This window comes from Pseudarthrobacter sp. W1I19 (assembly GCF_030817835.1).
GTDB lineage: Bacteria > Actinomycetota > Actinomycetes > Actinomycetales > Micrococcaceae > Arthrobacter.
This window is the reverse complement of sequence record NZ_JAUSZR010000001.1, coordinates 918,090-941,587: the sequence shown is the minus strand read 5'-3', so window position 1 is coordinate 941,587 and position 23,498 is coordinate 918,090. Positions and strand designations below refer to the sequence as shown.

General features: G+C 61.4%; 21 protein-coding genes and 2 pseudogenes. 13 read left to right on the top strand and 10 right to left on the bottom strand.

The window, feature by feature from the left end:
* The first annotated feature begins 26 nt into the window (after positions 1 to 26).
* Together QF038_RS04370 and QF038_RS04365 are read left to right on the top strand one after the other, a co-directional pair.
* A complete protein-coding gene (locus QF038_RS04370) occupies positions 27 to 776 on the top strand; it encodes an SDR family oxidoreductase (protein ID WP_307609069.1) in 750 nt (249 codons plus the stop codon).
* Between the two features lie 197 nt (positions 777 to 973).
* Positions 974 to 1,780, top strand: coding sequence for a GAF and ANTAR domain-containing protein (locus tag QF038_RS04365; protein ID WP_307609068.1), 807 nt, complete (start codon positions 974 to 976; stop codon positions 1,778 to 1,780).
* 246 nt (positions 1,781 to 2,026) lie between these two features.
* Here the strand turns inward: QF038_RS04365 and QF038_RS04360 are convergent, their stop codons facing one another.
* Positions 2,027 to 3,232, bottom strand: a complete 1,206-nt coding sequence (locus QF038_RS04360; protein ID WP_307609067.1) for an acyltransferase — start codon at positions 3,230 to 3,232, stop codon at positions 2,027 to 2,029.
* A gap of 169 nt (positions 3,233 to 3,401) precedes the next feature.
* Here QF038_RS04360 and QF038_RS04355 point away from each other — a divergent pair, with 169 nt between their 5' ends.
* Together QF038_RS04355 and QF038_RS04350 are read left to right on the top strand one after the other, a co-directional pair.
* On the top strand, positions 3,402 to 3,821 hold the full coding sequence (locus QF038_RS04355; protein WP_307609065.1) for an Hpt domain-containing protein: 420 nt from the start codon (positions 3,402 to 3,404) through the stop codon (positions 3,819 to 3,821).
* On the top strand, positions 3,818 to 4,183 hold the full coding sequence (locus tag QF038_RS04350; protein ID WP_307609064.1) for a hypothetical protein: 366 nt from the start codon (positions 3,818 to 3,820) through the stop codon (positions 4,181 to 4,183). Before QF038_RS04355 ends, QF038_RS04350 begins: the two co-directional genes overlap by 4 nt.
* On the opposite strand, the gene QF038_RS04345 is transcribed toward QF038_RS04350, so the two are convergent.
* Entirely contained in the window at positions 4,143 to 5,747 is a 1,605-nt protein-coding gene (locus QF038_RS04345) for an MDR family MFS transporter (RefSeq protein ID WP_307609063.1), read from the bottom strand. The two genes, QF038_RS04350 and QF038_RS04345, sit on opposite strands and share 41 nt — an antisense overlap.
* Positions 5,744 to 6,370 (bottom strand): TetR family transcriptional regulator, encoded by a 627-nt coding sequence (locus tag QF038_RS04340; RefSeq protein ID WP_307609062.1) that lies wholly within the window; start codon positions 6,368 to 6,370, stop codon positions 5,744 to 5,746. Before QF038_RS04340 ends, QF038_RS04345 begins: the two co-directional genes overlap by 4 nt.
* A gap of 192 nt (positions 6,371 to 6,562) precedes the next feature.
* Here QF038_RS04340 and QF038_RS04335 point away from each other — a divergent pair, with 192 nt between their 5' ends.
* Together QF038_RS04335 and QF038_RS04330 are read left to right on the top strand one after the other, a co-directional pair.
* The gene (locus QF038_RS04335) at positions 6,563 to 6,772 is read left to right on the top strand and encodes a hypothetical protein (RefSeq protein ID WP_307609061.1); all 210 of its coding nucleotides are present in this window, start codon (positions 6,563 to 6,565) and stop codon (positions 6,770 to 6,772) included.
* 97 nt (positions 6,773 to 6,869) lie between these two features.
* Entirely contained in the window at positions 6,870 to 7,268 is a 399-nt protein-coding gene (locus tag QF038_RS04330) for an STAS/SEC14 domain-containing protein (protein ID WP_307609060.1), read from the top strand.
* A gap of 286 nt (positions 7,269 to 7,554) precedes the next feature.
* On the opposite strand, the gene QF038_RS04325 is transcribed toward QF038_RS04330, so the two are convergent.
* From QF038_RS04325 to QF038_RS04315, 3 genes are all read right to left on the bottom strand, one after another.
* Positions 7,555 to 7,869, bottom strand: a complete 315-nt coding sequence (locus QF038_RS04325) for a hypothetical protein (protein WP_307609059.1) — start codon at positions 7,867 to 7,869, stop codon at positions 7,555 to 7,557.
* A 122-nt stretch (positions 7,870 to 7,991) separates the two neighbouring features.
* On the bottom strand, positions 7,992 to 8,858 hold the full coding sequence (locus QF038_RS04320; RefSeq protein ID WP_307609058.1) for an SGNH/GDSL hydrolase family protein: 867 nt from the start codon (positions 8,856 to 8,858) through the stop codon (positions 7,992 to 7,994).
* Between the two features lie 130 nt (positions 8,859 to 8,988).
* Positions 8,989 to 9,714, bottom strand: a complete 726-nt coding sequence (locus QF038_RS04315; RefSeq protein WP_307609057.1) for a glycoside hydrolase family 16 protein — start codon at positions 9,712 to 9,714, stop codon at positions 8,989 to 8,991.
* A 1,115-nt stretch (positions 9,715 to 10,829) separates the two neighbouring features.
* Between QF038_RS04315 and QF038_RS04310 the strand changes: the two genes are divergently transcribed.
* The 6 genes from QF038_RS04310 (at position 10,830) to QF038_RS04285 (ending at position 19,476) form a co-directional block, all read left to right on the top strand.
* Positions 10,830 to 12,092: a glycosyl hydrolase gene (locus QF038_RS04310; RefSeq protein WP_307609056.1), complete on the top strand. Its 1,263-nt coding sequence runs from the start codon at positions 10,830 to 10,832 to the stop codon at positions 12,090 to 12,092.
* A 619-nt stretch (positions 12,093 to 12,711) separates the two neighbouring features.
* The gene (locus QF038_RS04305; protein WP_307609055.1) at positions 12,712 to 13,122 is read left to right on the top strand and encodes a GtrA family protein; all 411 of its coding nucleotides are present in this window, start codon (positions 12,712 to 12,714) and stop codon (positions 13,120 to 13,122) included.
* Positions 13,123 to 13,128: 6 nt separating this feature from the next.
* Complete coding sequence (locus QF038_RS22285) at positions 13,129 to 13,872, top strand: glycosyltransferase family 2 protein (protein ID WP_373461511.1); 744 nt, start codon at positions 13,129 to 13,131, stop codon at positions 13,870 to 13,872.
* Entirely contained in the window at positions 13,872 to 15,446 is a 1,575-nt protein-coding gene (locus QF038_RS04295) for a glycosyltransferase family 39 protein (protein ID WP_307609053.1), read from the top strand. Before QF038_RS22285 ends, QF038_RS04295 begins: the two co-directional genes overlap by 1 nt.
* Complete coding sequence (locus QF038_RS04290) at positions 15,446 to 16,933, top strand: glycosyltransferase (RefSeq protein WP_307609052.1); 1,488 nt, start codon at positions 15,446 to 15,448, stop codon at positions 16,931 to 16,933. The genes QF038_RS04295 and QF038_RS04290 overlap by 1 nt, the downstream gene beginning before the upstream one ends.
* A 62-nt stretch (positions 16,934 to 16,995) precedes the next feature.
* Positions 16,996 to 19,476: a discoidin domain-containing protein gene (locus QF038_RS04285; protein WP_307609051.1), complete on the top strand. Its 2,481-nt coding sequence runs from the start codon at positions 16,996 to 16,998 to the stop codon at positions 19,474 to 19,476.
* An 80-nt stretch (positions 19,477 to 19,556) separates the two neighbouring features.
* On the opposite strand, the pseudogene QF038_RS04280 reads toward QF038_RS04285, so the two are convergent.
* From QF038_RS04280 to QF038_RS22280, 3 genes and pseudogenes are all read right to left on the bottom strand, one after another.
* A pseudogene (locus QF038_RS04280) lies at positions 19,557 to 20,085 on the bottom strand (MBL fold metallo-hydrolase); the annotation flags it as partial.
* A gap of 665 nt (positions 20,086 to 20,750) precedes the next feature.
* Positions 20,751 to 20,969, bottom strand: a complete 219-nt coding sequence (locus tag QF038_RS04275) for a hypothetical protein (RefSeq protein ID WP_307609050.1) — start codon at positions 20,967 to 20,969, stop codon at positions 20,751 to 20,753.
* An 85-nt stretch (positions 20,970 to 21,054) separates the two neighbouring features.
* Positions 21,055 to 21,471 (bottom strand): annotated as a pseudogene (locus tag QF038_RS22280) (serine hydrolase); the annotation flags it as partial.
* Between the two features lie 221 nt (positions 21,472 to 21,692).
* On the opposite strand from QF038_RS22280, the gene QF038_RS04270 reads away from it, so the two are divergent.
* Positions 21,693 to 22,784, top strand: coding sequence for a LacI family DNA-binding transcriptional regulator (locus tag QF038_RS04270; RefSeq protein ID WP_373461510.1), 1,092 nt, complete (start codon positions 21,693 to 21,695; stop codon positions 22,782 to 22,784).
* Here QF038_RS04270 and QF038_RS04265 read toward each other — a convergent pair.
* Positions 22,781 to 23,362, bottom strand: coding sequence for a hypothetical protein (locus QF038_RS04265; protein ID WP_307609048.1), 582 nt, complete (start codon positions 23,360 to 23,362; stop codon positions 22,781 to 22,783). The genes QF038_RS04270 and QF038_RS04265 overlap by 4 nt on opposite strands.
* Positions 23,363 to 23,498: the final 136 nt, after the last annotated feature.

The window sequence follows — 23,498 nt, the reverse complement described above, 5'->3', positions numbered from 1 at the left end:
GTTCCCGGCAGGCTTAGGATTTCTCCATGAGGATTGCCGTTGCAGGGGGAACAGGGACAGTAGGCCGCCACGTGGTGGCCGTTGCCAGGGAGCGCGGCCATGACGTGGTCAGCCTCAGCCGTTCAGAAGGCGTGGACCTGGTCAACGGCCGCGGCCTGACCCAGGCACTGCAGGGTGTGGACACGGTCATCGACGTTTCCGGCCTCCAGACAATTTCCACCAAAAAGGCCGTCGATTTCTTCACTAACGCCACCCAGAACCTGCTGGCGGCGGAGAAGCTGGCGGGCGTCAAACACCATGTTGCCCTGTCCATCGTAGGCATCGACAAAGCCGATTCCGGCCTGTATGCCGGAAAACTGGTCCAGGAAGACGAAGTCCGGCACGGCGGCATTCCCTGGACCCTCCTGCGGTCCACCCAGTTCCACGAGTTTGTGCCCATGACCGTCAAGGCCGCTTCTGCAGGCCCGCTGGTTTTCGTTCCCAGGATGTTTACCCAGCCGGTGGCGGCCAGGGAGGTAGCTGTTGCCCTGGTGGATGGGGCCGAAGCCGGGCCGAAGGGGCGCCTTCCGGACCTGGGCGGGCCACGGGCGGAAGTGCTGAAAGCCATGGTGGAGGCGTACCTCACCAGAACCAGGCAAAAGAAGCGGATCGTCCCTCTGCGCGTCCCCGGCACCATGGGGAGAGCGATGCGCAAGGGTACGTTGATCCCGGTGGCGGGTGCCGCCGTCGGACGCCAGACGTTCCTGGAGTGGCTGGAAGCCGGCGAAGGGCTGTAGTCCCGGAAACGCCGGCCGGCACGGCCAAAAGAAGGCAGGGCACCGCGCGCCAGCCTCCCAAGGCACAAGTACTTGGTTTCCCGCCCACCCAAATTCGAGTACACGCTACTCGTGCCCCTGCCCGCGCTCGCCCGTTACGTTCGAGGGGCAACACGCGGATGAACCCGCGCGGGCGCCGTTCATAAGGGGGAACGTCAATGACAGTACCGGTGCAGGGCACCAGCAGAAGAGTGATCAAGTCCGGCGATGGCAGCCCGGAGGCGGCCGGCTTCCCGGACGGGCCTGCCTTTGAGCCGTCCGGCTTCCTGTTGGACCTCGTCACGGATGCCGACTCCGAGGCGGCGTCACTCCGGCGGCTGGCGGTGGCAGCCTCCGTGGCGCTCACGCAGGCCATGGGCGTCCAGGTGGACTGCACCGCAATGCTAACTGCGGGCCGCGGGGCTCCAATCCGCGCGGCCAACAACGGCCGGGCGGCGGGCCTGGGGTACCTTGAACAGGAGCTTGGGGACGGCCCCATGGCCCATGCCGCGGCGGCGGACAGTCCGGTGGTGGTGGAGGGTGCTGCAGCATCGCTGCGGTGGCGGGCCTACCAGCGCAGGTTCCTTGATACCGGCTACGGTGAGGTGGTTGCGGTTCCATTGCGGCTTGACCCCGGCACTACCGCCGCCCTGGCCTTCTTCACTCCGCTGGAGGTGCGATTCGATGCCGACGCCGTCAGCCACGCAAGGTGGTTCGCCCGGGTGGCGTCGCAGAGCCTCAAACTGGCGCTCGAGGTCCGGAGCGTCCGCTCGGCCGGGGATAATTTGAAGTCGCTGCTGGAAAGCCGGACGTCCATCGATGTGGCCTGCGGCGTGATTATGGGCCGCAACCGCTGCTCCTATTCTGACGCCTTCGGCATGCTGGCGGGTGCGTCCAGCCATCGGAACAAGCAGGTCCGCGAAGTGGCCGAGGGAATCCTGAAGAACCTCCCCAACGGCGCCCCCGGGACACGCTTCGAATTCTGAGTCCACGTTTACCGGAGGGTTTTTTCGGGCCCGGAATATGCGGGAATCCACATAGTTACGCCTCCCAGGTTCCCTTTTGGCCCAGCAACCGTATTATTCATCCATGTGGACTAAACAGCATCAGTCGTTCTGCAATGCCTGCGGCAGAAGCACCAAACACGTCACACATTTCCAGAAGGACGCCACCGGCGCCCTGGTCGCGGACGCCCGGTGCACTGAATGCCCTGAATCTTCAGAGGTGGCCGCCTAGGACCGTCCGGCCGCGGCCGCCAGTTCCGGTTCCCGTTCCACGTTCCGTTCCGGCGCTTGCGCAGGAGCGGACCGGACGACGGCGGCGTCGAGCCTTTTGTTGGCCCAGCGGCGGACGGGCGTCTCCACCACGCGGAAGGATGCGTAGGCGAGCAGTACCGTCAGGGCTGCGGCGAGCGGTACGCGGAGCCAGAGTGACGGGACCAGCGGTATCAGCAGCAGGTAGACGGGCATGTGCCAGAGGTACAGGGCGTAGGAGAGGTCCCGCCCAGGGCCCGCGAGCCACGGATGGCTCAATATACGCGCGGTGAAGCCGGCCGGGGACAGCACCAGCCACCCGATGGCCAGTGCCGCCAGCAGTGCCAGCGCCGTGGGCCCCGCAGTCCAAAAAACGCTGAACCAGAGGCCAGGCGTATCCGGCTCCTTCAGCAGGAAGACGGCGGCCAGCAGAATCAAGGCTGCCGGCGGTCCGGTCCACCTCGCTGCGGCAAGCAGGGACGCGTGGGACCGGGAGCCCTGCCGGAAAACCGTGAGGACCAGCGCCAGGGTGCAGCCGATCAGCAGCTCATCGGCCCTGGTATCCGGCCCGTTGTAGAGCCGGTTCAGCGGCGCCCCGGCCAGGACCAGAAAGAACCGCTCCAGCAGGAACGCCCCGGCCAGGCCGGCGGTGATCCAGGCTACCGTCCGGACCTTCCAGTACCGCAGCAGGACCAGGAGGAGCAACGGCCACACCAGGTAGAACTGCTCCTCCACGGCGAGCGTCCAGGTGGGGCCGAGGGTCTCACCGGTGATGGAGCCGCCGAACGTCCCAAAATGCGCCAGGTTCATCACGTATCCCGCAGCGGGCAGGACGAAGCCTTCCTGGCCGCCCCACTTCGACGCCGGAAACACCAGGCCTACGGTGACAACCACTGAACACACTGCCAGGAGCGCGGGCCACAGGCGCGCCAGGCGCTTGGCGTAGAAGATGCCCAGGCGCAGCCCGCCGGTGGCCAGGTACTCCTTCATGATCAGGAGGGTGATCACAAAGCCGCTGAGGGTGAAGAAGACGTCCACTCCGATGGATCCTCCGGGGGCCAGACCGGTGGCGGCGTGGAAGAGGAACACAAACGCCACGGCAATGGTCCGGAGCCCGTCCAGGCCGTGTTTGCGCCCGGAAATCAGCCCGCCCGGGGGCGCGTCCGGACGTTCGGGAGCTGACACATTTCCACTGCTTGACCTAAAAACCACTAAGCAAGCATATATAACGTTTCCATAACTGCGCTGGGTGCGGGCTGGGTGGAACCTCCGAAAGCACACCTTGGAAAACACTAGGACCGCATTTGGCCGCGGCTGCAGGGTTCCCCCAACATCCGCCGAATACCGTTCCAGCATGAGAGCAACCGCTGCCCCGCTGCACACCCTGGTTGGTGCCGAAACCGGCGGGACATCGCCGCTGGCGGGCTTCCAGGAACCTACCCGGCCCCACCTGGACAGCGTCCCCCTCCTGGACCATGCCGTGCTGGACAAGCTGCGCGCGGACCTGGACGACTATGAGGAAGTGTGGCGGGTGTTCGTCCGGAATTTCGTCGCCGCCCTCCCCCTGCGGATCGACAGGTTGCGGCTGGCGTTGACCACCGGAGACCTTCCTGGTGCCATCGATGCCGTCCTCAGCCTCAAGACCGCGAGCCTGCAGGTAGGGGCCGAACGCCTTGCGGCCCACGCCCGGGATCTGGAACTGGCGGTGCGTGAGGGTACCCGTGACCGTGTCGTCGGAAACGCGCGCGGACCGCTGAAAGGCGCGTCCCCATGACAACTGCAGGCCACCGCACTGCCGTGAGGGCAGCTGCCGCACTCAGCGCGGCGGCCGGACTCCTGCTGGCCGGCACAGGCCCGTCCTTCGCGCACGGCAGTGTGGACCCGTCGTCGCCTGCTGCCGGCGGCTACTCGCAACTGACGTTCCGGGTTCCCAACGAGTCGGCCACGGCCGAACCGGCAGGGCTGTCGGCAACCACGGAGGTGTCACCCGCCGCGGACAACACCCTTGGTGCGGCCGGCCTGGGCGCCGGCGTCCTGGGCCTGGCGCTGGGAACCGCGGCGCTCGTCCGTACACGGGCGCCGCGGAAGCCGCAGTCTAGCGGGATACAGCCGGGGACTCGTCGTCGGCCGCTATGAGGATGTTGCCCTCGCTGATGGACTCGGAGAGGACGTCATGTTCCACGGCCGTGGCCAGTGGCTTCTCCTTGACGAAGAGCAGCACGACGGCGGCAATCAGCGCCAGCGGCACCATCCAGATGAAGATGGGGGTCAGGGCGTCGTTGTAGGAAGAGATGATCAGCTCCCTGATCTCCGCCGGCAGCTGGTTGACCAGCGCGGGGGTGAGCGAGTTCGAACCGCCGGGGGCGTTGCCGCCGGACGCGGAGGCGGGCAGGCGCTCGGTGAGGAGCTCGGCGAGGCGGCTTGCGAACAGGCTTCCCACCACTGCTGAGCCCAGGGTGGCGCCGATCTGGCGGAAGAAGTTGTTGGACGCCGTCGCCGTGCCCACCTCGCGCAGTGCGAAGGAATTCTGGACCACCAGCACCAGGATCTGCATGCTGAGGCCCAACCCCAGGCCCATCACGGCCAGGTAGGCGCAGATTTCCCAGAGCGGCTGGCCGGGCTTGAGGGTGGAGAGCAGCACCAGGGCCACCGCCACCAGCAGGGAACCCGCGATGGGCATCCACTTGTACCGCCCGGTCCGGCTGACCAGCTGGCCGGACCCCACGGAAGCCACCAGCAGGGCGCCCATCATGGGAATCATCAGCAGGCCCGATTCGGTGGCGTTGACGCTGAAGGCCATCTGCAGGTAGGTGGGCAGGTAGCCGATGGCGCCGAACATGGCCACGCCGATCAGCAGGCCGGCGAACGTGGAGAGGTTGAAGTTCAGGTCCTTGAACAGGTGCAGCGGGATGATGGGCTCAGCCGTGCGCCGCTCCACCAGGACGAACGCCACGGCGCTTAGAACGGTGCCGGCGATCAGGCCGACGATGATGGGATCGGACCATTCGTACTTGCTGCCGCCCCAGGTTGCGAAGAGCACCAGGCAGGTGGTGGCGATGGCCATCAATACCATGCCGCCAAGGTCCAGCTTGGGCTTGCCGGAGTGCTTGGGCAGTTTGAGGAAGAACGCGGCTCCGGCCAGGGCCAGCAGGCCCAGCGGGATGTTGATCCAGAAGACCCAGCGCCAGCCTGGACCTTCGGTGAACCAGCCGCCCAGCAGCGGCCCTGCCACGGACGCGATGGCGAAGACGCCGCCCATCATGCCCATGTATTTGCCGCGTTCCCGGGCCGGAACGACGTCGGCGATAACTGCCTGCGAGAGGATCATCAGGCCGCCGCCGCCCAGGCCCTGGATGACGCGGGCGGTGATCAGCACGCCCATGCCGTTGGCCAGCGCGCCCACCACGGAGCCGGCCATAAACAGCAGGATGGCCGCGATCAGGAGGGACTTGCGTCCCATCAGGTCACCAAGCTTGCCGTAGATGGGCATGCTGATGGTGGAGGTGAGGATAAACGCAGTGATCACCCAGAGCATGTCGCTGACGCCGTGGAGTTCGCCCACGATGGTGGGCAGCGCGGTGCTGAGGACGGTCTGGTTGAGGGCGGAGAGCAGCATCGAAAGCATCAGGCCCACAAAGAGCAGCACCATGTGCTGCTTCTGCGGGGCCTGCGCTGTGTCCGGCGGAGGGGCCGTGGTCATGAGAGTTTCCTTTGCAAGTGGTGGAAGAGCGCCACGGCGGGCGCGAGGTCTTTGGGGGTGAGCCCTGTGGCGGGATCGAAATTGGTGGATTTGGCCCGGAACTTGGCGGGTACTGCTGCGAGCATCACGGTCATCCGCGCGGTTTCCTCCGGGCTGAAGCCTTCAGCGCCAGAGGCCCAGTCCGGGTCCTGGCTGAAGTGGCGCGCCACGGCCTCGCACACCAGGGCTTCGGCCTTGGCCATGTACTCCATCTGCCGCGCGAACAGGTGCGGGTGCCGCTTCAGGATGAGCCGGCGCCGGGCGTTGTCCGTGTCCCGGATGGAGGAACGTGCGACGGCGACCAGCAGCAGGGTGACCTGTTCCAGGAAGTCTTGTGCCCCGCCCAGTTTCGCCGCCTCAGCCGCGTCAAGGACCGGCTCGTGGAGGCCGAGCACGGCGTCCTCTTTCGCTGGGAAATAGTTGAAGAATGTCCGGGGCGAGACCCCCGCGCTCTGCGCGATGGCCTCAACAGTGGCGTGCTCCAGACCGCGCTGCTGTGCCAGCGAGGCTGCGGCTTCATGGATGGCAGTCCAGGTTTCGACCTTTTTGCGCTCACGAAGGGAGGGGGAAGAAGTGGGGGGCATGCGTCTATTTTTGCACGACTGCAAAGTTTGCACAACTGCAGGTTCCCGCGACCGCGCAGATGCCATGCCGGAAAGAAGGTCAAGATCAACACAATAAATCCTGATGATGGACATATGCGCTTCCACCAAGTCCCAGTGGTTCCTAGAGTGTCTCTAAAGCGCTGCAGAAACTACTACGTCAAGGGGGACTGGATGGCCTCGGATAACCCGCTCGCGGCAGAAGAAGCACGGTCCGCAGAGCCGCCAATGGCCCCTCCCGTTCCCGCTCCACCGAAGACCCGCCTGGTAAGGCCCCGCCCAGCGCAACAAGCCCGGCCCATCAGGAACCGGGAGCATGAGGTGCGGCGGCTGATCCTCGACCTGGCCGCACTTGCCGCCAAACACCGCCCTTTGGCTTCCTAGGAAAACCGTTATCCCCACCGGCCCACGTGTCGTTTCGCTGCGAACGTTGAAGCAGGCAGTTAGTCTTGGCTACACAGACTCTTGGGGGGAGCAAAAGATGAAGCCAATCACTGTTGACGGCGGCAAGGGCACGTTAAAACTCGGTGACGACGGGGTTTTCCACCTTGTGTGGAAGCCGGGAACCGTACTGGTGCCCGCTGATGTATATGCCGCGATGGCAAAGGTCAATGAACTCGCCGACGGTGCCGAGTACCCAATGTTGATCGATATAACAAACACTCAAGCTGTGACCCGTCAGGCCAAATCCGTCTTCAGCCACAAGTGTGCAGCTTCACGAATTGCCCTGCTTGGCTCGAGCCCGGTCAACCGTGTCATTGCCAACTTCGCCATGGCACGGCGCACCCTTCCGTGTCCCACCCGGTTTTTCACCTCCCGCAAGGAAGCCCTGTCCTGGCTTCTTCCGGCGCCCGTACCGGGCCCCGACCGCGGCCTGTAAAGCTGATTGCCGTTCGCGCGCCTGTCGATCCGCGGATGATGGGCGTCTTTTGCAAAAGGGAAAGCCCCTCCTAAGAGGGGCTTTCAACGTAGTGGTCAATTGTCTTCTGATGTAGGTCAGCGGTGATGCACTCCCCCTTCCCGGACGCCCCCGGCGCCCATCCGGACTATGACAAGAACTGACTCTAATCACGGGGCCGGGGCCAGTAAAGGGCCAGAGCTAAGGAAAGTTGATGGAAATTATCAGCCCTGCTCAGAGGCGGGGGCAGTGGACAAATGCGCGCCGGCTAGTCCAGCGCAGACGCGTCGCGCCAGTAGGACGTTGCCCCGGTTGCACCCTCGGGCCGGTGGCTGCCACGGAAGAAGCCCGGAAAAGACGGCTCATCGGTTGGCGAGGGCAGTCGGAAGATCTCGAGGTCGGACATGTCCAGGAGGCGCCGGCCTCCGGTCACGGTGTCCAGGATCCAGAACAGCCCGCACTCCGGCATCGTGTCCGTGACCGGGCCTCGATGGACCAGGGTGTCTTTGTGGAAGGCTTCGATGCCATCGCCTGACGCGAGTTCATCGATTGATTCCACAACCACACGGCCGGTGCTTGCCATGACTGTCCTTTCCGCTTGCCGAGAGTTCTCCCCACCTCCAGTTTTCCGCTCCAAGATGGCCCCAAGGTGTCATTTTGGTGATCATTCCCTGACAACCACGTGGCGGGGATGCGGAGTCCTGCTTACTGGGTCAGTCGGTTCCAGGCTTCCAGGAACTTCCCGGCAAGGTAGGCGTGCCCAGCCGTGTTGGGGTGGGCGCCGTCGGCATCAAAATTCGGGCTGTTCGCGGTGGTGAACCATCCGGCCTCGAAGGCGTCAACGAATGGAGCGTTGGCCGCCGCGGCACCGTCCCGGACGGCGCTGTTCACGGTGCGCAGATCTTCCGCGAGGGGTTGCGGTGCGGACGGTCCCAGCACCACCACCTGGATGCCCGGCCAGAACCTGCGCGCTGCTTCGATGCTCTGGGTGGCGGCAGCTTTGACTTCATCCGGATTGGTGATCTGAGAGTCGTTCTGGCCGCCCTGGAGAATAAGGACATTGGGAACAAAAGCGGGGTTCGCCGCGATGTTCCGCAACCGGACTTCGTACTCACCGCCCTGATCGTCCCGGGCGCCACCGCCCCAGGCGAACCCTGTCCCGCCCACCCCGTCAATGTTGGTGGGGTATCCGAGCTGCCCGGCAACAAGGTAGGCCCACCCCTGGTCCGGCCGGCCCGCACCAACGCCGGCTGTGTAGGAATCACCAAGAATCAGCACCACGGGCTCGGCGGGCAGCTCAATTCCCAGCGCTTGGGACGTTGCGGTAGCGGTGGATGTTGCGGTAGCCGTAAGAGAGGACGTGGCCGTGGCCGTGGGGAACGGAGTAACGCTGCTCGTGGCGGTCGGCAGGCTTCGCGCCGGCGGGAGAGCTTCATCCACGTTGAACGGACCCATCAGGGCTATGGCCGCCACCCCGAAGGCGGCCACTGCCAGCACAAAGAGCGCAGCGTATTTGATCCACTCCTGTTTGCTGATTCCGGGGCGCCCGCCGTTCCTTGTCACCCGGCACATACTACCGGCGGGAACCCTCCAGACCCGATACCGCTGCCCAGGTGACCACCTCCTTAGTGAGGCGTACGACGGCGGCGCGCGGCCGCCGTCGTACCTTCACCTTTCCAAGGCGGGAGTCTATGTCCGGTTTCTAGGCCATTTCCCAGATGGCTACCCAGTCCACGTAGACATGGCCGTTGGTTTCGGGCGCCGGGCAGTCGGGCGAGCACGATTCGGTCTGCAGGATGTAGTGCATTGGCGTGCTGGGGGTGAAGGCCGAGGAAACACCGATGGAACGCCCGTCAAGGAAGAACTCAATGCCGCCCGGGCCCCACTCAGTAGTGGCTATGTGCCAGTCCCCATAAGGAACGTTGGGACGGCGGACTTCGACCTCATGAATGCCATTCTGGACACCATGGACCGCGGCGTAGATGACCTTCCCCAGGTCCCCCTCCGGGAAATCGATCTCCCCGTCCCGTGGCCACTGCTTGCTATCGGGCCACAGCAGCCATGCCAATTTGAATCCCGGCAGGACCTCGGCTTTGAAGCGCACGGAGTAGCGCCCGTAGACCTGGCTGTTCCAGGGCCGTTGGACGGCTCCCCCAACTATCGGGGACGGTGCTGCGCCCATGGCCACGCCATTTTCGGAGTGCAGGAACATGTCCAGGACGCCGTCATGGACGCTCAAGACTTTTGACGGGAAGTACCCGGATGTCCGGGCGCCCTTTGGCTGCAGCTGCGCAGCAGTATCCGGCGTCCCGTCAAAATAGTTGGCGCTCCACCGTGCGCCGTAGATGCCCGGAAAGCCGCCAATTCCCACGTCCCCCTCGTTGAAGTCCTCCGCGAAGACCTGCCTCCACCCGGGCAGGTCACCCACTGGCAGGGCATTGGAGATAGGGGAAGGCGCGGATTCCGGAATAAGCTCCGGTGCTGGAGCCGGAACAGGGATTTCAACGGTTGGCTGCGCAACACTGGGAACCGGCTCCGCGGGAACCGGACTCGCCGTTTCAGCATTTTGCGTGGGCGTTGGACTTTCACTTGGGGTGGGCGCTGCACTTGCCGTATCAGCACTTTGGCTGGGCGTTGGACTTTTCGTTTCCACGTCCGGGGTGGGCGCTGAATAGGAAGCAACGCCGATGGTGCCGCAGGTAAGAGCGAACATGGCTATTAGCAGGACGAGGATCCGGGTCCTCGCATGGCGCTGACGTTTATCCACGGCTATCACTTCCTCCGAAAGGAGTTGGTGCAATTCACCGCGGCTGTCCGCCACACGGCCCAGCTGTTGATCCGGCTGGGGCGGCTTCCCTGGATGTAGATCCCCGCTTGCATAGCGGTCCTCCCATGCATGGTCCGGCAGGGAACCTCGAGCGAAACCGTTGTGCGGCGCCCGCATCCCCCTGTTCGGTCCACCCTAGGAGGGGTGCTACAGCCGGTCATGAGTACCGGGTACTCGTTTTTCCGCGTGCTACCTGAGAGCGACTACTCGGTTTACTCGCTTTTTTCGGTCGGACATCAGGGCTTCACCGGGCCGAAACACGGCCCATGCCCTTGCCTGGAAAGGAGAAAGCCCCTCCTGGGAGGGGCTTTCCACGTAGTGGTCATGTGTCTTCTGGTTTATATCAGCCTTGATTCACTGCCCCCTCTCCAGACGCCCCCCGGCGTCCATCTGGACTATGAACTCTAATAACGGGTCCGGGGAGAGTAAAGGGGTTGTGCTAAGTAATTTTCCAGGGGCAAAAGGGCTCGCGGCCCAGGCTCATCGCCCTGCCGGTGTGAGGTTCCTGCACGTGGCGCCAAGCCCCGCCAGGAGGCCGGCGTTTGCGGCAACGGCCGATTCTATGAATGTCCAGCAGATCAGGCTTTCCGTAAGAGGTTGCAACACACGCATCCAACTGTGGGAGGCCAGTCCTCGGCCGCACGCGCTGGCAAACGCAGCGCTCCCGCGGACCTGAGGGCATGTAACCTATCTAAGAGATAGACGGTCTACCTTATGTGACGGTGGTGACACCAACGCACAGCCGGGAAGGAGACGTTCATTTGAAGGTCTCAAATCCTCTTCGTGGCCTTGCCCTCGCGCTGGCAGTCATCATCGGATCTCTCACATCACTCGCGTTGGCCGGTCCTCTCTTGGACTCCGGCCCTTCCGGTCCACTTTTGAATCAGTCGCTCGTGGATTCAAACGCTTCCCCCCGGACAGCATCTCTCTATGCTTTTCTCCAGACGCAGCAGGGCCGCGGGATTCTATTTGGCCACCAGCAGGACACAGAAGTCGGTGTGACTTTCGCCGCCGAGAACACCGACGGATTCCGGTCGGACGTCAAGGCAGGCGTCGGTGATCACCCTGCCGTTTTCGGCTGGGACTTTGGCCGCGAGGGGTACGGATTAGCCCCTGGCAACCCAACACCCGAAGAAAACTTCCAGCATACGGTTGAACTTGTGAAGGCGGCGGACCGGATCGGAGCCATTCAAACCTTTTCCGCCCACATGGACAACTTTGTAACCGGTGGCCCATTCGACGACACCGACGGCGAGGTGGTTGCCAGCATCATGCCCGGGGGCGACCGGAACCAGCCGTTCACAGACTACCTGGACAGGGTTGCCCGGGTCGCCAACGCTGCGGTTGACGACCGTGGTGCCGCTATACCGATCGTCTTCCGACCGTTTCACGAGAATGCCGGTTCCTGGTTCTGGTGGGGAGCCCCACATGCCTCAGCGTCCCAGTACACCGAGCTCTTCCGCTACACGGTGGAGTACCTCCGAGACGTCAAGGACGTCCACAACTTCCTGTACGCCTACTCCCCCGGCGGCGGCTTCGGTGGAACCAGTGAGCTCTACCTGCGCACCTACCCCGGTGACGCGTTCGTGGACGTGCTCGGCTACGACAACTACGATAGTTCCGGCGGCTCGCAGCAATGGCTTGACGACTTGGTTGCCGACCTGGGCATGATTGCACGTCTCGCCCACGAGCGGGCTAAGGTAGCGGCTTTAACGGAATTCGGCGTTAGCGGCGGGCTTAAGGCCAACGGTCAAAACCCCAACGTGAACTGGTACACCCACGTCCTGAACGCACTCAAGGCGGACCCTTCCGCCAGCCGCATGGCATGGATGCTGACGTGGACTAATTACGGCACCGGACAGTTCTTTGTGCCATACCCAGCAATCGAGGAGCTTGCCGAGCACGAAATGCTCCCCGACTTCCGATCATTTCACGCCGACAACTTCACGGTTTTCAGTTCCGACCTTTCCCACGAGTGATGTGTGGGATCGCAAGCCCGTCCTTTATCTGATAAGCGGTGGTGTGTGCCAGCGCACCTCTCTGCTGAGGGCATTCAAGGGCCAAGGATGATAATTCGGCAGGGGCGAACTCCACCGCCCACGCGTGACCTGCCTGGAGGTCTACCTGAAATGTCCTAATGTGCACATAACTTCCGGCCGGCCACAACCGCCCCAACGCTGTGTCTAAGTCACGTTAGCCCCATCCTTATCAACGGGTTGCCAATTGTGGCAAAATAGGGGGCTGTTTTCACCAGAATGGGGGCCAAATGCCATTGCACCTACCGGCATGGCAGGGGATTATGGGCTAACGGCGCCACAAGCGCCACTAGCCTTTCCCATTAAAACGATTGCGGCGAAACAGCGTAAGGGCTGTAGAGCTGTCCGTGTGATGAGGCGAGTTGTCAGTATCCAGACACTCGTGAGTAGCCATTGCTCGCTGGCCAGGATTTTACCCTGTAGCTAACTTTCGATTTCTGGCATCACGGGAAACCGGACTGCTGTCTTTCGCCCCTTACATTCTCAACATTCGCACACCCGCCTTCCGGTCATCGTCAAGAAGAGGCGCAGGTTTTCCGGATCCAATTTGCATGGAAAGCGAATGAGTCATAAGCCCTCACGCCTTGGGTCGCGCCTGTGCTATTTTGCCCTTGCGGGCACTTCTTGCTTCCTCGTACAAATACTCATTCTTGCTAGCCTTGAACGCTTCATGCTCTCAGTTGTGGCTAATGCCATTGGCTTTGCAGTTTCAGCCCAGCTCAATTTTCTTATGAGCTACCGTCTCACCTGGCGCGACTCGGTTCGAAAAGCTGGAATTGTATTGGCAAGAGTATGGATAAAGTTCAACTGCGTCGCGCTCGGCGCGCTCTGCGTTAACAGCGTGTGCTTTGTGGTCTCAAAACACGAGTTAAATGCCCCCGACATGATCGCAGCCATTGCCGCTACTTTCGTGAGCACGGTTGGGACATTTTTTATCAACCACTTATTTGTTTTGAAGCCGAAAGGCGTGTGATCAAAAATGAGCCGAGGAATAGCAATGTTCCTACCCGCATGGAATGAAGCAGAAAACCTGCCTGTTGTGGTGGGACAAGCCGTTACCTACTTGTCTAGCCGTGGAGAACCCTTCGTTGTCCTGATCATCGACGATGGGAGTTCCGACAACACGGCTCAAGTCGCGGCGACACTGAAGGCGGCCAACCCCGGGTATGTGGAGGTCATACAACACTCTTCCAACCGTGGGTATGGTGCCGCCCTACGTACCGGCTTCAGGGAAGGTCTCAGAACCGGTTTTGACTGGGTAGGTTTTTGCGATGCCGACGGCCAGTTTGACCCGAGCGACATCGGAAAGCTCGTAGACACGGCAGAGGCTACGCACAGTGACATCGCTCTGGGCTATCGAAAGGATCGGGCAGACAGTCTGGGGCGGTGCTTGATGGGGCGGGCATGGCGCAGCTTGTCCCATGCAGTTTTGGGCTACCACGCCATCGACGTTGATTGCGGGTTTAAGGCTTTCCGGCGAGATGCACTGTTGAATATTGAGCGACAACTGATAAGCAATCACGCGACCATATCGCCTGAAATACTCGTCCGCGCTGACCACGCAGGCCTCACTATCGCGGAAGTCGGGCTTGACCACCATCCACGAAGCTTTGGAAAACAATCTGGTGCTGACTTTCACGTCGTTTTCGCATCCTTGATTGGGCTAATTACCGTTCGTCATAACGTTGGTCCCGAGCCCGGGACGGAACGAAAGGCTGCTTGATGACGAGCGAAACGAGCGAAAAGTACGCTGCCCCTGCTCTACCGCGGCAGAAGAAGGACAAGACGGTCGCTTGGCTGACGACGGCAGCCGCTTTTATTTCGGTGCTTATGTATGCCTACATCATTTCTCTGAATTTGAGCCTAACTTATTATGATGCAATTCCGCACCTCACGATCGCGAGGCGGGTGATCGACAGTCCTACTAGTGGCCTGGCGCAACTCGGGGGAGTGTGGCTTCCATTGCCCCACCTGCTGTCCGTACCTTTCATATGGACGGACTGGTCCTACTTCAGCGGCTTTGCTGGAAGTATCATATCCATGGCCGCCTATCTATTTACTTCGGTGCTGCTGTATAAAATTGCCTACACCCTTACCGCCTCAAGGACGGCGGGCGTTGTATCGGCCGCAATCTTCATGTTGAATCCAAATGTGCTTTATATGCAGAGCACGCCGATGACCGAACTTCTACTATTCGCATGCATAGCCGGAACGGTTTACGGCCTGCAGCGCTGGATTCAAACCGACGAGCACAAGTATCTTCTGGCGGCAGGCATAGCAGTCTTGGCAGGCACACTGACCCGATATGAGGCTTGGGTGTTCTTCTGCGCTGTAGCACCACTAATCGTAGCTGTGGCCTGGCGGCGCGGTTACACGTACCAGCGCGCGGAGGGAACAGTACTCGCATTTGCATACGTTGCTGGCTTAGGCATCGCGTTATGGCTGCTGTGGAATCAAGTTATTTTCAACGATGTTGCCAATTTTTATAGTGGGAAGTATGCAAAGCCTTCCCTCTGGGTAAACTCGGGTGATCCCGCGGTTGGTAATTGGTGGGTGGCATTACAGACGTATTATTACGCTACCCTGGAAAACCTCTCTATTCCATTAGCAATACTGATGGTCCTGGGTTTCGGCATAATGGGGCTACGCGAACGTTTCGCCCCAAAGCTGTGGCCGACCATTGCCCTACTTATTTTCATTCCATTTTTTGTCTTGGCGCTGGAAAGTGGACAAAGACCGCTGTGGGTCGAACAGATAGGGGGTTCTCTCTACAATGTCCGGTTTGGGTTGCTGATGATTTTGCCAGCGGCCATTTCCTCGGGATACGTCGTATCCCTTATTCAACGGAATTCTTCGCTGCGCAAGGCTGCGGCGGCCGCGTTGGTTTGCCTGACAGTAGCCCAAGCGGTGGTCGGTGTTGTATCCCCCAACAGCACCGCAACCCTTCGGGAGACGACCAGCCAAGCCAACATCGAAAAGACCAGGACTCCGAACGAAGTTAGTTCCTATCTCAAGGACAACTACGTTGGCGGGAAAATCTTGATGGAGTCTTTCGGCAATGAGTTCATCCTTTTCCATGCCAACATTCCGCCCGGCCAGAACATTGACGAAGGCAGTTACCGTCTATGGGGGCCAGCAATAGTCGACCCAGCTTCAAGCGGCATCACATGGATTATCATGCGCCATACAGAAGCCCAGCCTGACCATGTGTACTTGAACCTGCACGGCAAGCAGGCGCTTGATCAGTATGCGTTAGCACTTGAAAGTGATGATTACTACGTATATAAGGCACGTTAATGAAAATCCTGTTTGATGGCAAGGTACAGCGGCAGACGTCCGCGGTACTGGCAAACAAGGGACAAGTGATCGCCTTGTGCGCCCTCCTATCGTTGCTGACGATAGGTGCCCTTACCCAACCGAAACAGACGGTAACGGTGATAATAGGGGTTTTTCTGGTCTTCTACGCATTGTTCGTTGGCTTGAAACTAACTATGCACATCGCTTCCTTGCGATACAGCGAGCCGTTGGCGAAGTCAGCAGACATTTCGGATCCCGATTTACCTGTCTTCACCGTATTGGTTCCTCTCTACAAGGAAGCGAACATGCTCAAGAGCCTGGTTCGTTCGATCATGGACATCGAATACCCCAAGGAGAAGTTGCAGGTACTGCTGCTTCTCGAGGAAGACGATGCCGACACGCGTGCGGAAGCGATCGGTATGGAACTTCCCGTCTGGTTTCGAACGGTTCTCATCCCCGATATCTTGCCAAGGGGCAAACCAAAGGCGCTCAACATGGGGTTGGCCCAGGCCGTAGGTGCTTTCTGCGTGATTTACGATGCCGAGGATCGTCCTGATCCAGATCAGTTACTGAAGGCAGTCGCGGCATTCCGGGCGGCGCCCGAAGACGTCGGGTGCGTACAGGCCCGCCTTTTTTTCTGGAATGAAAGTTCAACCTGGATCACGCGGTTTTACTGGATCGAATATGTCATTCATTTCGAATGGGTGTTACCCGGGCTTGCGAAACTCGGGCTGGTACCACCCCTCGGGGGAACCTCGAATCATTTCAAAACCGAAGTTCTCAGGTCCGTAGCAATCGATCCCGAGCGGCTACCCAAGGGCGCCGAAGGGGTCGGAGGCTGGGATCCTTGGAATGTCACGGAAGACGCAGAACTTGCGGGTGCCCTATCTTTGCGAGGGTATTCAGTCAAAATGATTGATTCCGTTACCCGCGAAGAGGCGACTGCTAGTTTGAGGATTGCGGATCGTCAACGGCGACGCTGGTTAAAGGGCTATCTTCAAACGGGACTGACGTACACCCGGCACCCGTTCCGCACTGCTCGCGAAATGGGGTATCTACGGTGGTTTTTCTACATTCTGCTGGTCCTCGGAACGCCAACCGCATTGCTGCTAAACCCATTATTCTGGGGACTAACGATTGCGTACTTCATTACGCGATCGCCAATCATTGAGAGCTTCTTTCCTGCCCCGATGTTCTATTCGGGATTGGTTTTGTTAGTAGCGGGAAACCTGCTCCTTTTCTACCAGATGGTTATCGCGTGCTTGCACCGCGGAGGATATGGCAGTGTCAGGTATGTGCTGCTCACTCCGCTGTGGTGGGCATTCACGAGCTGGTCGGCGTATCAAGTACTTTGGGAACTTGCTCGGCCAGCCACCCGTCACGTGTGGAATAAAACACCTCACGGACATGATTTGGGTAAAGAAGCGGGCGTGGAAAGCGTTGGAGCAGCAATTGCCAGGCTCCGGCCTGGTGCTTTTCGGCCCTGACGCCTAGCTCGAAACGGTGATATTCGCAAGCATTTGCGTATAGGCGAAGATTAGGTGTAAACGTGGCCAGGTTGAGACGACGACTCTATCGTCAAGCGTCTTTGGTTGTAGTGGCATTGTTGATGGTTACGGGTTACCTGGCGGTGACCGTGTACGGGGGACAAGGTGGAAGCGGAACTCATCACGGCCATGGGCTGGTTCTGCCCGCAGCCGTCGCGGCCCCGGCCCCGTTGCCGCGGACGGGTTGGACAGCTGCGGCCAGCGATGAAGAAACCATCGGCGAGAATGGACAGGCTAGTAACGTGCTTGATGGTGCCGCCGGTACCATCTGGCACAGCAGGTGGTCTGAACCCACGGCCCCGTTGCCGCATAGCATCACTATTGATACTAAAGCGGCACAGGCGATCACCGGGCTGCGCTATTTACCCCGTGCAGACAGTCCAAACGGACGCATCGGAAACTTCGAGATCTTGGTGAGTACTGATGGGGCCACTTGGGGGAGCCCAGTGGCTCAAGGGACGTGGGCGGACAATGCTGACGAAAAAAGTGTGACATTCGCGGCTGTGCCCGCCCGCTTCGTCCGGCTGATTGCAAACACTGAAGCCGGCAACCGCGGTCCGTGGAGCAGCGCCGCGGAGATCAATTTGGTTGCCGAGCAAGCGAGCCCACCACCCCCTGCCGACGCCGCTTTGCCCCGTAATGGCTGGGTGGCTAGTGCGAGCGACGAAGAAACGGGCGGTGAAGACGGCCGAGCCTCAAACGTCCTCGACGGCAATGCAGTCACCATCTGGCACAGCAGGTGGTCTCCGGCGCCAGCGGCAGCCCTGCCGCACACGTTAACCATAGATATGGGTTTGGCGAATCAGCTCACGGGCTTGCGCTATCTTCCTCGTCCCGACAGTCCTAATGGTCGAATCGGTGGCTACGCGATACATGTCAGCACAGATGGAACCTCCTGGACCGCTGCCGCCAGCGGCACCTGGCCGGACACCGGCGACGAGAAAACTGCAACTTTTCCGTCCTTGGCTGCCCGTTTTGTTCGGCTGACTGCAACCACTGAGGCTGGCAACCGGGGTCCGTGGAGCAGCGCCGCAGAGGTCAACTTGCACGGAAAGCCGGCTGGCGGAGCAACCGGGGCTCGGGGGTCGTGGGGACCCACTATAAACTTCCCCATTGTTCCGGTCGCTGCAGCTCTGTTGCCTGGAAACCGGCTGCTTACCTGGTCCGCCTTTTCGCCCACAGCGTTCGGGGGGAGCAACGGCCTAACCCAGACCTCGATTCTGAACCTGGCGACCGGAGCGGTCACCCAAACCCAGGTGTCCAACACAGGTCATGACATGTTCTGTCCCGGGACATCGCTGCTGGCCGACGGCCAAATCCTGGTAAGCGGCGGCAGCAACAGCGGGAAAACTTCGCTTTATAACCCTGATACGAATACCTGGAGCCCCGGGCCAGACATGAAGATTCCTCGCGGCTACCAGTCGAACGTGACAATCTCGACTGGCGAGGTGTTCAGCATCGGTGGTTCGTGGTCGGGCGGGGTTGGAAACAAGAACGGCGAGGTGTGGTCCCGCTCCCGTGGCTGGCGAACGTTGGCAAATGTGCCCGTCACCAACATCCTGACTGATGATCCCGATGGCGGTTATCGCTCCGACAACCACCCTTGGCTGTTCGCCGCTCCCGGAGGGCGCGTGTTCCAAGCAGGTCCCAGCCGCCGCATGAACTGGATTTCAACTAACGGCAGTGGCGGGATAACCCCGGCCGGTCTGCGTGCCGACAGCCCTGACGCGATGAACGGTGACGCCGTCATGTACGACGTGGGAAAGATTTTGACCATGGGCGGGGCTACTGCCTACGAGAACGTGGCGGCCACCGCGCGTGCTTATACCATCGACATCAATGGCAGTGTGAAGGTGTCACGGACGGCCGACATGGCAGTATCCCGTTCTTTCGCCAGTGGTGTCGCTATGCCCGATGGCCAGGTCTTGGTGGTCGGTGGGCAGGCCACACCTGCTCCCTTCAGTGACACGGGCGCAAGGATGGCTCCGGAGCTCTGGAACCCTGCGACGGGCGGGTGGACCATGCTGGCCCCTATGGCGGTTCCGCGAACTTATCACAGCGTCGCCTTACTGCTTCCGGATGGCAAAGTGTTTGTGGGCGGTGGGGGACTATGCGGAACCTGTTCAACAAATCATCTCGATGGTGAAATTTTTACGCCGCCTTACCTGCTGAACGCCGACGGCAGCGAGCGCACTCGGCCAACGATCGTAGGGGCACCTACTACCGCCAGTCCCGGCAACACCATTACGGTGACCACCGGTACGCCAATCACCAAGTTCTCCCTGATGCGAATGTCCACAGTCACGCATACTGTCAACACCGACCAGCGTAGGATCCCGCTCGCAGCGACGTCGGTCTCGGGCAACACTGCGTCCCTGGCGCTGCCCGCAGATCGTGGCATACTCGTCCCGGGCACTTACCTGCTCTTTGCCATGGACGTCAACGGGGTGCCGAGCATCGCCACAACCATCAAAATCGGCTGACGATGATGATTGGGAATTGGCTTGCCTCCTCGAAGCCTTGGCTGGCTCGGAATTTGCTGGTTGGTGCGCATGCGGTCCAGCTAGTTCTCCCTGCGGGTCTCCTGCAGCCGCTTGATAAACCAGCGCGACTGTTCCGGCCCGTAAGGCAGCACCGGGATGGCCTTGGTGGCATCGTCCGGAGTGTCCCGGATGGACCCGCGCGCCTGGCTGACCGCAGTGGTCATGGCGTTGGCCATGGTCTTGACGAACTGGTCGCTGCACCGCTTCCCGTGCCCGGGAATCAGGAACTCATAGCGGTGGCGGAGCGCCGAGATGTGCCGGAGCGCATCCGCCCACTCCTCCGGGTGCGAATCTTCGAAGGACAGGTGGGCGCCGGGCTCCACCAGGTCACCCACGTACAGGGTGGTGGGGGTGCCCACCAGCAGGTCGCCGTCGGTATGGCCGCGGCCCAGGTAGAACAGGGTGGCGGTCAGACCGCCGAGGTCAACCAGCACCGGCCGGTCCTTCACCAGGGCGTTAGGGACCTCGAGCTCCACGTTCTCTCCTTCGCCCGTGGACAAACACAGCGATGCCGAAGAAATGGTCGTGATGCGCGTGGGTGTTGACGACAAAGGATACGGTTCCTCATCGCGATGACACTGCGCCCCATCAGGGAACCATTGGGAAGCCTGCTCCTGGAAGTCGTGCCGAACCTGGTCCTCATCCCCCTGCTCGTACTGCTTCTGCTGCTAGCGTCGATCAAAGTCGGGAACCACAACTAAGCCGCTGTCCTCGCGGCAGAAACCAGCCGGCGTGTTAAGAAATAGCCGTCGCGAACGAGCCAACAAACCTTGACATGACAAAATCCGTACCGACTCCTGCCTGCGGCACATACGATAATGCAACAAAACAGCTAAGCCCCCTCCCCAGGGAGCTTCTACTTTCGTGGTCGACTACATGCCTGGATAGGGCCTACAGCCGGGTAAGGCAACGGTTCCGCACATGCATGAGTGGCCCGGCGAACTGTGGTGTTCTAGCTGGCACATGCTCCTGGCTGTCTGCAGGACAGCGTCCTCCATCTCGGGAACGAGAGGAGGCGCGTCAGCGACGTTCAACTCCCGGGGCGGAAGCACCGTAGCGACCGTCGCCTGCCGTTCCCCGTCCAGAGAGGAAACGGATTGGACACTGTACGGGCCCCCACCCCCAGACACGAAAACGTGGCGTGAGCCCGGGCAGACGTCGTCATCTGTACGGATGCCGCCCAAAGAAAACGGCTCCGCATCAATCATGCTTCTTCACGTTTCCTCACGGATGAGCCGCCCCGTGGTGAGCGCCGCCATGAATGCCGGCTCAAACACATCCTTGGCGAGAACGTCTGCAAGTCGACGGTTGTGTTTGTGTTCCAGCAGCCAGCCAAGCACTTCCCAGTCGGTCGCAGACCACGCAAAGTAGGACACTGGCCCTGACGGCAGATCCACGCTGGCCGCAATCCTGAGCCGTTCCTCGAAGGTCAACGGGCGGGTTTGGAGCTCGTCCAGGCTCCTGGATCCACAGGGGTGGAAAGTAGTCGGGCAGGCCAGAGGTACTGCCCAGCAGGTCCCGCAGGGTGACCCGGTCCGATGCTGGGAAGATGTCTGTGAACTCGGGCAGATGAGCGGAGACGGGATCGTCCAGGCGCACGGTGCCGGCCTCCACCAGCTTCATCACGGACACGGCCACCATCGACGTTCCCGCCCCGATGATCCACATTTTGTCCGTGGGGACCGCCTTCTTGTTGGACTCTAGGCTGTTCACCCCGGCGGCTCTTAGCTCCTCCTGGTCTCCGTTCCGGACATGGAAGACCACAGCAGGCGCTCCTTGTGCGGACGCGTCGGCGACAAAGGCTTCCAGCGCCGCGACAAGCTGCAAAGCTGGGGTTGTGGCTGCTTCGTCAGGGGCGCTGTACGTGCAGCCTGAAAGTACAAGAGCTACGGCCACCACTCCGGCATTCCTTTTCACGATGGAAGCGAACCCCATAGTATTACCCGGGCGGTCGGACAGGTACCTGGGCCACTTGGCGTTGCGGCGCTCGCACCTTCCGCATTGGCTGCAGCGTCTGCGTAACGGGCTTCGGTATTGGTTTCTGCCAGCCAGTGGCGCCCGATATTGAGCCTGCACAGCAGGGCCCCGATCATGACCACTCCCCTCCGAGAACGTGTCGACCAGCCCACCTCCAATTATGTTCCTGAAACCCCTAATTGGATCACGGCACCTGCCGGCCACCCGTCTGTAAACTGGCGGAGGCTGCGCGAAACGTTCGCGTAAACGATTCCCTGAGGACGGCAACAATGACGACGATGGTAAAAGTGGCCAAGCTTGCCGGCGTGTCCATCTCCACCGTCTCGCACGTCCTTAACGGCACCAGGAACGTCAATGATGAGACCCGGCAGAAGGTCCTGAAAGCCATCGAGGAAACGTCCTACCGCCAGGACGCGCTGGCCCGCGCCATGCGCCGGTCCCGGACTGACAGCATCGGCCTCATAGTGTCCGACGGCGGCGAGCCGGCTTTTGCGGAAATGATCCGGGGCGTCGAGGAGGCAGCCGCCAGCCAGGGAGTCACCCTGCTGCTGGCCAACTCCGCCGAGGATCCGCAGCGCGAGGCGCGGGCCGTCCAGGCACTCCTGGAGCGCCGGGTGGACGGCCTCATCCTGGCCCGCGCCGCAGGCTCCGGCCTGGACGCCCTCACCGAGTTCGCCAACCATGAGACTCCCCTGGTGCTGATGGACCGGCTGTCCGACGACCCCTATGACCAAGTGGGCGTGGAAAACCGCGAGCCCATCAGGGAACTGGTGCAGCACCTCACTGGCCAGGGCCACGAACGGATCCTGCTGATCGCCGGGGACACCCGCGTGGCCACCCTGCGGGAGCGGCACGAAGCCTTCACCGAAGCCATGGCGGCCGCCGGCATCCCCGCGGCAAAGCAACTGGCCGTCGCAGCTCACGACTCCAAGAAGACCGACGCCGAAATCCGCAAGGCCCTGGGAGCGGCCAAGCCACCAACGGCCGTTATTGCCTGCAGCACGGTGCTCGCCGCCGCTGCGCTGCGGCAGATCCAGCAGCGGGGGCTGCGCATGCCCGAGGACATTGCCTTCGCAGCCTTCGACGGCTTCGCTTACGCTGACCTGTTCGAACCCCAGCTCACCACGGTCCGCCAGCCGGCTTTCGATGTGGGCGCCACGGCGGCCGAGCTCCTGGCCAAGCGGATCGCGGACAAGTCACGTGAACCGGCCATCGTCCGCCTCGCCCCCGTCATCGAATACCGGGCGTCAACCGGCCCAGCCCCCGCCTAGCCCAGGCTGACGGGCTTGGCGTCCGGACCTTCTGAACCGGTCCGGCTGCGGCTCGCATCGTTCACTTCCACCAGCAGGTTGGTGTGGACAGTTACCCAGCCGTCAGCTTCCAGCGGCCGGTGGTCGAACTGGTCCGGAACGAGGACTACCAGCCTGCCTTCCGGGTCGGAAAGGCTGGTGAGCGCATCCCGGCCGTCGATAAGCCGCCCGCAGCTTGCGTTCCATCCGCCGTCCGCCAGGACACGCTCGGTGATGAGGCAAAAGCCGGTATTGTCCAGCCGGTCCGGTGCCACGAAGTAGTTGTTGTTGTTGTACGCCCCCAGGTAGCGGACATCCTCCAACCACACCTCTCCCTCCAGGTCCGAATAGTCTCCCGCAAGCACATCCTGATCGGTTGGTGCCCGTTCCAGCACATCAAGTGTTCCCGGCTGGGCGAGGAAAAGAGCGGACCAGAGAAATGCCAGCCCCACCCAGGTACCCAGGCCCACCGCAGCGGCCAACGCGATGATGAGCTTCCATCCGCGGGTCAACGGTGTGGCGCCGGGATAGGCGGTGGTGAAGTAGCCGGGTGTATCCATGCTCTGCCCCCTCAGGCTGGTTGGTTCCTGTGTAGGCTACACCGGCCTGGGGACTTTTCGATGCGTGCATGAAGCTGGCCTGAAGCCGGCCCCCGGCCCGTCCAGAGGAAACCCCATCCCAAAAACTTCAACGTGA